This is a genomic window from Arthrobacter sp. JCM 19049 (assembly GCF_001310435.1).
In genome coordinates this window covers 1-7,441 of record NZ_BAXF01000079.1, presented here as the reverse complement: position 1 = coordinate 7,441, position 7,441 = coordinate 1, and the positions used below count along the sequence as shown (strand labels likewise).

Here is a 7,441-nt window from a genome sequence, read left to right as displayed (position 1 = left end):
GCCAAGGGGGCCGCCCCGGCGGCCTCCCCATCCGCCGCGGGTGAGACCGCAACCACGAACACGAAGGAGAACTAGATGGGTACCCTCGCACTATCCTGTACGTGCTGGTCTGGCCGGTGATCGTGGGCGCGGTGATGTTCTTCATCGCCCGCGGGTTCATCGCCGAATGGCTGGAGGCGCGCCGCAACGGCGAAGACCTGATTTAGCCGTCCGCCGCGGCCCGGCGCAGTACAGCCGACCCCCGGTTTCGCCTCTAGGGCGAGGCCGGGGGTTTCTTTCTGCCCGGGGCAGTCATACGATGAGCCTAAGCAGTCAGCCCAAGTGATCCGGGCCACAGCGTGTCCGGGCCGCCAGCCGAGGAGCTCTGAGACCATGCTCGACAAGAGCCTTGCCAATCCGGAAGTCGCCGTGGCCGATGTGCGCAACGGCGCCTCCATAGCCGTGGGCGGCTTCGGGCTGTCCGGCAACCCCACCGAACTGATCAACGCGGTGCTGGATTCGGGGGTCGAGGACCTGCACGTGGTCTCCAACAACTGCGGCGTGGACGGGCAGGGGCTGGGCGTGCTGCTCGCTGCCCACCGCATCCGCAAGATCACCGCCAGCTATGTGGGGGAGAACAAGGAGTTTGAACGCCAGTTCCTCAGCGGGGAGCTGGAGGTGGAACTCACCCCGCAGCACACTGGCCGAGAAGCTGCGGGCCGGAGGCGCGGGCATCCCGGCGTTCTTCACCCGCACCGGGGTCGGGACCCTGGTGGCCGACGGCGGGCTGCCCCAACGCTACGACGCGCACGGCGCGGTGCTCAAGGCCAGCCAGCCGAAGGAAGTGCGCACCATCGACTTTGCCGGACGCGAGGAGCAGTACGTGCTGGAACCCTCCATCGTCACCGACTTTGCCTGGTGCACGCCGCGCTGGGGGACACCCACGGCAACCTGATCTTCAACAAGGCCGCCCAGCAGTTCTCCGTGCCGGCGGCGATGGCCGGGCGGATCTGCGTGGCCCAGGTCGAACGGCTCGTGCAGCCCGGTGAACTGGACCCGGCCCAGGTGCACCTGCCCGGCGTGTTCGTCCACCGCATCGTGGAGGTCGGCGAGCAGCACCTGAAGCCCATCGAGCGGCGCACCACCCGCGCCAAGTGAAAGGTCGTGGTGAACATGGCATGGACTCGTGAGCAGATGGCGGCCCGCGCCGCCCGGGAGCTGCCCGACGGGGCGTACGTGAACCTGGGCATCGGGATGCCAACGCTGGTGCCCAACTACCTGCCGACGACGTGGACGTGGTGCTGCAGTCGGAGAACGGGATCCTGGGGGTGGGGCCGTATCCCACCGAGGAGGAAGTGGACCCGGACCTGATCAACGCCGGCAAGGAGACCGTCACCGTACTGCCCGGGGCCAGCTTCTTCCATTCGGCGATGAGCTTCGCAATGATCCGCGGCGGGAAGATCGATGTGGCGATCCTCGGGGCCATGCAGGTTTCGGGGGCCGGGGACCTGGCGAACTGGATGATTCCGGGCAAGATGGTCAAGGGCATGGGCGGGGCGATGGACCTGGTGCACGGCGCCCAACGCGTCATCGTGCTGATGGAGCACAACGCCCGCGACGGCAGCGCCAAGCTGGTCAACCAGTGCAGCCTGCCGATCACCGGGCTCGGGGTAGTGCAGCGGGTCATCACCGATCTGGGGGTTTTCGACATCACCCCAAACGGTCTTGCGGTGCTCGAACTGGCCGAGGGCGTCAGCCGCGACGAAGTGCGCGAACGCACCGAGCACCGCTGGTCGCCTAGCGCCCAGCCCGGGGTTCGGACCCTGGCGACGGCTTAGCCGCAGCGGATCGGCCCGGCCCGCACCGCGCCGGTTCACGGCGCGGGGAACCGCATTAACGCCGCTCATGTCGTAGGCTGTGTAACGGCCAAGAAACCGGCAACACGCGCCCAAATTCGGGGAGAGGGCCGCGTGCGCCGATAGGGTTTCAATTAAATGACGCATTCTGTGCCGTCGGTGGGTGGGGACCCGGGGCCTGCGTCGCGCCCGACGTTAGCAAGCGATTGAAGACATGATTAAATTCGAAAATGTCTCGATGATCTATGAACCGAAGCAGCGAAATGCGGCTTTGCGCGATGTGAACATCGAGATTAACCGAGGCGAGTTCGCGTTCCTTGTCGGTGAGTCCGGTTCCGGCAAGTCCACATTCCTGAGCCTGATCCTGCGTGAAAAGCGTTCAACCGAGGGCGCGGTCTACGTCGCCGGACAGAACCTGAACCGGATCCCCAGCTGGCGTGTACCCAAGCTCCGGCGCGATATCGGATTCGTGTTCCAGGACTTCCGGCTGCTGCGCGAACGCAGTGTTTTTGACAATGTGGCCTTCGCGCTGGAGGTCATTGGCGCGCCGCGCGCCAGATCCGTGAACGGGTGCCCGAGGCGCTGAAGCTGGTGGGCCTGGAGGACAAGGCCCGTCGCAAGCCCACCGAGCTGTCCGGCGGCGAGCAGCAGCGCGTGGGTATCGCCCGCGCCATCGTGAACAAGCCCTCGATCCTGCTGGCCGATGAACCGACCGGCAACCTGGACCGGAAGAACAGCCTCGATGTGATGAACGTGCTGGACCGGATCAACCAGAACGGCACCACGGTGCTGATGGCCACCCACGCCCACGAGCTGGTCAGCGACTACAAGCGCCGCGTGATCGAGCTGAGCAAGGGCAAGATCATCCGCGATGAAACCAGCGGCAGCTACATGCCGATGACCACCGTGATCAAGCAGGACGGCTCGCGCGAGCTGCACTTTGGCACCTCCGAGGACGTTGCCGCGAAGGAAACGGGTCAGGATGCGCCGGCACAGGATTCGAGCGAAACGAAAGATGGAGAGCAGTGAGGCCAGGATTCATCCTCCGCGAGGCGGGAAAGAGCCTCAAGCAGAACATCGTCATGGTCGTCTCGGTGGTGCTGGTGACCTTCGTGTCGCTGACCTTCGTGGGCGCCTCGGTGCTGCTGCAGCTGCAGATCAACCAGATGAAGGGCTACTGGTATGACCGCATGGAGGTTGCGGTCTTCCTGTGCGACGACAACTCCCAGGAGCTGAACTGCGCCGGTGAGCAGGTCACCGACGAGCAGCGCTCGCATATCGAAGAGCTGCTCAAGAGCGACGAGCTGTCCCCGTACATCAAGGAGTTCGCCTACGAGTCGAAGTCCGAGGCCTACAAGCACTTCCAGGAGCAGTTCGAGAATTCGCCGCTGCTGAACCAGGTCCAGGAAGGCCAGCTGCCCGAGTCCTTCCGCATCGCACTGAATGACCCGGAGAAGTACCCGGTCATCAATGAGACGTTCTCCACCATCCCCGGCGTTGAATCGGTGATCGACCAACGAGAGCTGCTGGAGAAGGTCTTCCAGCTGGTGCGCGTCGCCTCGGCGTCCGCCGCCGTGGTGGCCGGGGTGATGATCGTCTGTGCGGTGCTGCTGACCGGCACCACGATCCAGCTCTCGGCCATGCACCGCCGGCTGGAAACCACGATCATGCGTCTGGTTGGCGCCTCCAAGACCTCGATTCAGCTGCCGTTCATCATCGAGGGGGTGATCGCCGCGGTCATTGGCAGCCTGCTGGCATCGGGCACGCTCTGGCTGCTGGTGAAGTTCCTCGTGGAGGAGAAACTGGCCAATGACAACCTCGGGGTCGCGTTCATCTCGACGAACGAAGTTCTGCTGATTGCGCCCGGACTCTTGCTAATCGGTATCATTTTGGCAACAATTTCTTCAGTGGTAACGTTGAAGCGCTACCTGAAGGTTTAGCCAATTCTTTGCCGATCTTCACCGGAACTAGAAATCTCATTAAGGAGCACTATGCTGTCTCACGCGGTGCGAAGTAAGTTTCTCCGCGCGACTGTCGGTGGCGCTCTGGCGCTGACGATGCTGGTTCCGGCCACATTGGCAGGGGCAGACGAACTGGATGACCGCAAGAAACAGGTCGAGCAGAACATTGACTCCATTCAGGAGGACATGGAAGTTCTGGACGCCGACATTGTGGAGACCGATCGCAAACTGCGTGAACAGCAGGGTCAGTTGCCCGGCGCCGAGCAGGCCCTGGCCGATGCCCGCAGCCGCGTCGCCAACGCCCAGGCCGCGGTGGCGGACCTGAATGACCGGTTGATTGCCGCACAGCAGACCCGCGATGAACTGGCCGCGGAGATCGAGAAGAATTCGGCCAAGCTGAAGGAAACCGAGTCCACGATCTCGCAGATCGCCTCGGAGGCCTACAAGCGTGGCGGCATGTCCGATGGCCTGGACATGATCCTGAACATCGAGTCCGCGACCGAGATCGCCGACGGCATCACCCTGGCCAGCAAGGCGCTGGAGTCGCAGAACAGCGTCTACAACGACCTGGCGCAGCAGCAGGCCACCGACGAGAACAACAAGGTGCGCCTGGCTGCGGTCGAACAGCAGATCCAGGGACTGAAGCTGAGGCCGAAAGTGCCCTGGCCCAGGAGGAATCCGCGCGCGATGAGGCCGAACAGCGCAAGAGCGAACTGGACCAGCTGATCGCCAGCACGGAGGCCCTAAGCAGCAAGCTGGAGGCCGAAAAGCCGCGGATTCAGGCCAAGCTGCAGAAGCAGGAGCAGGAATACGCGGCCGTGAACGCGCAGATCAAGGAACGCCAGGAGCGTCTGATCCGTGAAGCGGCCGAACGCAAGAAGCGTCAGGAAGAAGCCGAGCGCAAGCGCCAGGCCGAAGCCAAGGCGAAGTGGGAGCCGAGCAGCGCGCCAAGGAAGAGGCGGCCAAGCGCCAGGCCAAGGCCGAGGCCGCAAGGCCAGCTACAAGAAGCCCAAGTACGTGGCACCGGCCCCCAAGACCGTGTCGGAGCCCAGCAGCTGGGGTCTGGTCAAGCCGGTCTCCAGTGGCCGGATCACCTCCAGCTTCGGCTGGCGGCCCACCCCTGCGGGCACCATCGACTACGGCGGACGCGGCGGCTATGTACACGCGGGCGTGGACTGGGGCTTCGGCGGACAGTGCGGAGCACCGGTGCATGCCGCGGCCGACGGCGAAGTGTGGATGGCCGGCTGGGGCGGCAGCTCCGGCAACAAGGTGACCATTTCCCACGGCGTGGTCAAGGGCAAGGCCTTGGCCACGAACTATCACCACATGTCGCAGGTGGTGGCCCATGCCGGGCAACACGTCAAGCAGGGCCAGCTGATCGGCTACGTGGGGACCACCGGCAACTCCACCGGGTGCCACATGCATTTCGAAACCGTGATCAACGGGCAGGCCGTGAACCCATTGGGACTTCTCTAACGCTAGACTTGGTCCCTGTGTGCGATTCTTCGTACGTGCAAGACAAGGAGTGCCATGGCTAAGAAGAACCAGGAAAGCAAGGTCATCGCCAGCAACCGCAAGGCGCGGCATGACTATGAAATCCTCGATACCTATGAGGCCGGCATGGTGCTGACCGGAACCGAGGTCAAATCCCTGCGGGAAGGCAAGGCCTCGCTGGTTGACGGGTTTGGCCAGTTCTACCGGGGGGAGCTGTTCATCGAGAACATCTACATCCCCGAGTACCTCAACGGGTCGTGGACGAACCATGCGGCCCGTCGCCGGCGCAAGCTGCTGCTGCACCGGCAGGAGCTGAGCAAGATCGAACGCAGGATCGCCGAAACGGGGCTGACCGTGGTCCCGCTGAGCCTGTACTTCAAGGAGGGCCGGGCAAAGCTCGAAATCGGTGTGGCCCGCGGTAAGCGCGAGTACGACAAGCGCCAGACGTTGCGCGAAAAGCAGGATAACCGCGACGCGTTGCGGGCGATGCGTGAGCGCAACCGGCGCTCGGCGTGATTCGGCTCTCAGCCCCTTGGGCTTTGGCCGGGGCTGCGCTAGTATGGATTAGCACCGAAAAGGTGGGCATCGGAAGATGTCGTTGGCTTTGAGAGATCAAAGGTTGAAAACAAAATACGGGGATGATCGGTTTCGACGGTGTGAGTCGCGACAGATGAAGCGGGCCGAGGACGCAAAGTTATCTCGTTAACGCTCTTTGCAACCAAATAAGTGCCGAATCTAAGCGCACTGACTTCGCTCTCGCTGCCTAAGCAGCCAGACAGTCCGTTAGCCAGGGGATGCTATCGCCCCTGTTCCTAACGTCATTTAGATAGCCACTGCGATCAATGAACGTTGCCGGCGTTGATCGCATAATTTAGGCAACTGTGCCCGGACCAGCCACTTGTTTGCGGGATGGCTGGGGCAGAGAAAATCCACAGCAAACTGCGCCCGGAGAAGACCTGGCAACACCACAGCGGACGGGAGTTCAATTCTCCCATCTCCACATGCAAGCCCCGGATCCACCAGGATCCGGGGCTTTGTCATGCCCTCCCGCCGAAAAGCCGGGGACGGTCTATGATGATTGGGGGTTCATAAGGAGGGGCACATGAAAAAGGCTGGCGGTTCGGTACTGCTGATGCTGCTGTTCTTGGGGATTGCGATCATTGGCGCCGGTGCGCTGGCCATCGGCGGGGTGGAAGTGATCCAGCGTGCGGCCGGTGCCCACAGCACCGAGGCCCCCTCCGATCCGGTGCCGGCCACCGGTCCGGCTGAAGGTGCCTCGTGGAGAGCACCGCGCCGGCCATGACCAGCGCGCAGCGCGGACGCTGGGCTGAGGAGAAGATCCGGCAGTGGCTGGGCAATTATGGTGTCACCGAAGTCTCCCAGCTCAACGCACCCTACCGTCAGGTGCAAGCCTGGTTCGCCCCCGAGGAAGGCCACCTGGAGTTGCTGGTCAGCAGCCAGGAGGCCGAGGACCGCGAGCAGCTGAAGAAAATCGCCACCGAGGTTCTGCAAAGCGTCCGTCAGGTCGACGCAAGCCTGCACCAGGTCACGGTTTCCACCAGTGACGGGAGCCAAAGCTACACGGCCGAGCGCTAGCGGAGGCACGGCGTTCCGCCGGCTCCGGCGGGTATGAGGCGAGGCGTCCAAGTCGCGGCACCCGGCGCGAAGGACATAGACTGTTGGACGAGCGAAGAAACGTAATAAGTGCCGAAGTGGAGTGGGATTAAGAGCGATGGGTATTGGCAAGACCTCGCGGGTGTCACCTGGTATTTCAGCGGCGTATGCGACGGTGTCCTTTATCCTCGAAGTCGGATTGCTGGTTGCCGCCGGCTTTACCGCCATGACTTTCCTGCCCTGGCCGCCGGTGCTTGCCATCCTCGTGGTGGTGATTCCGCTGCTGGCCATCTGGCGCTGGCGCTCTCGCCGAAGGCCAAGGTCCGCTGGCGGCTGCGCACCCGGGTTATACTCATCCACCTGGCCTACCTCATCGGCAGCTACGCCCTGTGGCTGAGCATCGCCCATACCGGCGCCACCCAGTACCTGTTCTGGCCGGCGATCATGCTCGGGTTGAGCGCGGTGAGCATCGTACTGGTGCTGAGCACGCGCGGGCGCGTCGTGCCGCACCCACGGCCGTTGCCCGGGGGGCCCGCC

At 63.6% G+C, this 7,441-nt stretch carries 8 protein-coding genes, 1 other RNA gene and 3 pseudogenes; all 12 read left to right on the top strand.

Annotation, left to right across the window (positions count from 1 at the left end; translation table 11 throughout):
- The first annotated feature begins 101 nt into the window (after window positions 1–101).
- The gene (locus JCM19049_RS18910; RefSeq protein ID WP_279402564.1) at window positions 102–206 is read left to right on the top strand and encodes a putative transporter small subunit; all 105 of its coding nucleotides are present in this window, start codon (window positions 102–104) and stop codon (window positions 204–206) included.
- A gap of 166 nt (window positions 207–372) precedes the next feature.
- Window positions 373–1,137 (top strand): annotated as a pseudogene (locus JCM19049_RS05920) (CoA transferase subunit A).
- Between the two features lie 15 nt (window positions 1,138–1,152).
- Window positions 1,153–1,817 (top strand): annotated as a pseudogene (locus JCM19049_RS05915) (CoA transferase subunit B).
- Between the two features lie 232 nt (window positions 1,818–2,049).
- A pseudogene (ftsE, locus tag JCM19049_RS05910) lies at window positions 2,050–2,864 on the top strand (cell division ATP-binding protein FtsE).
- Window positions 2,861–3,775: a permease-like cell division protein FtsX gene (gene ftsX / locus JCM19049_RS05905; protein ID WP_054821112.1), complete on the top strand. Its 915-nt coding sequence runs from the start codon at window positions 2,861–2,863 to the stop codon at window positions 3,773–3,775. The pseudogene ftsE and the gene ftsX overlap by 4 nt, the downstream one beginning before the upstream one ends.
- A 117-nt stretch (window positions 3,776–3,892) precedes the next feature.
- A complete protein-coding gene (locus JCM19049_RS05900) occupies window positions 3,893–4,522 on the top strand; it encodes a hypothetical protein (RefSeq protein ID WP_054821111.1) in 630 nt (209 codons plus the stop codon).
- Window positions 4,523–4,813: 291 nt separating this feature from the next.
- Window positions 4,814–5,272: a M23 family metallopeptidase gene (locus JCM19049_RS05890; RefSeq protein WP_054821109.1), complete on the top strand. Its 459-nt coding sequence runs from the start codon at window positions 4,814–4,816 to the stop codon at window positions 5,270–5,272.
- Window positions 5,273–5,326: 54 nt separating this feature from the next.
- Window positions 5,327–5,806: an SsrA-binding protein SmpB gene (smpB, locus tag JCM19049_RS05885; RefSeq protein ID WP_054821108.1), complete on the top strand. Its 480-nt coding sequence runs from the start codon at window positions 5,327–5,329 to the stop codon at window positions 5,804–5,806.
- A 118-nt stretch (window positions 5,807–5,924) separates the two neighbouring features.
- Window positions 5,925–6,293, top strand: a transfer-messenger RNA (tmRNA) gene (gene ssrA, locus JCM19049_RS18905).
- A gap of 99 nt (window positions 6,294–6,392) precedes the next feature.
- Window positions 6,393–6,593: a hypothetical protein gene (locus JCM19049_RS05880; protein WP_054821107.1), complete on the top strand. Its 201-nt coding sequence runs from the start codon at window positions 6,393–6,395 to the stop codon at window positions 6,591–6,593.
- On the top strand, window positions 6,590–6,886 hold the full coding sequence (locus JCM19049_RS05875) for a hypothetical protein (protein ID WP_279402563.1): 297 nt from the start codon (window positions 6,590–6,592) through the stop codon (window positions 6,884–6,886). The genes JCM19049_RS05880 and JCM19049_RS05875 overlap by 4 nt, the downstream gene beginning before the upstream one ends.
- 108 nt (window positions 6,887–6,994) lie before the next feature.
- A partial coding sequence (locus JCM19049_RS05870; RefSeq protein WP_279402562.1) for a hypothetical protein occupies window positions 6,995–7,441 on the top strand: 447 nt, incomplete at its 3' end.